Here is a 1,108-nt window from a genome sequence, read left to right on the forward strand (position 1 = left end):
CGCGCTGGCCGACGTGCTCGGCGCCGCGCCCGACGCATGGCACGTACCGCTGCGCGCGCTCGACGCGCTCGGCGCGCGCAGCGGCGTGCAGGGGCGCGTGTTCGGCAGCCTCGCGTGGCAGGCACTGACGGGCGAGCCGTACCTGGGCCCGTCGTCCGACCTCGACATCGTGTTTCCGCTGCCGGATGCCGCGTCGCTCCGGCCGTTGCTCGACGGTCTCGCGGCGATCGACGCGCACGCGCCGATGCGCATCGACGGCGAACTGCTGCGCGCCGACGGCGCGGGCGTCAACTGGCGCGAACTGCATGCGCGGCGCCCCGAAGTCGCGGTCAAGACCGCGGTCGCCGTCGAATTGATGGCGGCCGACGCATTCACCGGAGGCGCGCGATGAGCGCATGGGCTGCCTGCCGCGTAGCGGCGCCGTCGGATGCCGAGCGCATCGCCGCGCTGGCCGAGCGCAGCCTCGTGCTCGAGATCGAGACTTATCCGAAGCCGGGTCTCGTCAGCCATGTCGACACCGGCAGTCATACCGACATGGATGCCGCGACGTTCGCGCGCAGCGCCGCGGTGCTGCGGCCGTACTTCGCGGCACTCGCCGCCGCGGGCGCACGCGACGCGGACATGGCCGTGCTGCGCAAGATCGGCCTGCGTGCCGAACACGCGATGCTCGCCGCGACCGGCGGCGTCAATACGCATCGCGGCGCGATCTTCGGGCTCGGGCTGCTGTGCGCGGCCGCGGGCCGGCGCGCGGTGCCGGGCGCGGTGCCTAACGGGACGACGCTCGGCGCGTTCGTCTCCGGCCGCTGGGGTGCCGACATCCTCGGCGGCCCGCGTTTGCCCGACAGCCATGGCGAGCGGGCGAGCCGCCGCTACGGTGTCGGCGGCGCGCGTCGCGAAGCGGCTGACGGCTTCCCGACCGTGTACGCGGTCGGGTTGCCCGCGCTGCGCCGCGCGCGGCGCGACCTGCCCGGCGATCCGGAAGCCGCGCGCGTCGACGCGTGCTTTGCGCTGATCGCCGCGCTCGACGACACGAATCTGTTGCACCGGGGCGTGCAGCACGGCCTCGATTTCGCGCGGGCGACCGCCCGTGCGTTCGTCGCCCGCGGCG

The 1,108-nt window shown here is 74.7% G+C and carries 2 protein-coding genes; both read left to right on the forward strand.

Annotation, left to right across the window (positions count from 1 at the left end; all coding sequences use genetic code 11):
• The coding region (gene mdcG, locus G3N62_RS35500; RefSeq protein WP_206141555.1) for a malonate decarboxylase holo-[acyl-carrier-protein] synthase at positions 1-391 on the forward strand (391 nt) is incomplete at its 5' end.
• On the forward strand, positions 388-1,108 hold a 721-nt coding region (locus G3N62_RS35505), incomplete at its 3' end, for a triphosphoribosyl-dephospho-CoA synthase (RefSeq protein WP_206141556.1). The genes mdcG and G3N62_RS35505, both read left to right, overlap by 4 nt.

The organism is Burkholderia sp. Tr-20355, assembly GCF_017104685.1.
Taxonomy (GTDB): domain Bacteria; phylum Pseudomonadota; class Gammaproteobacteria; order Burkholderiales; family Burkholderiaceae; genus Burkholderia; species Burkholderia seminalis.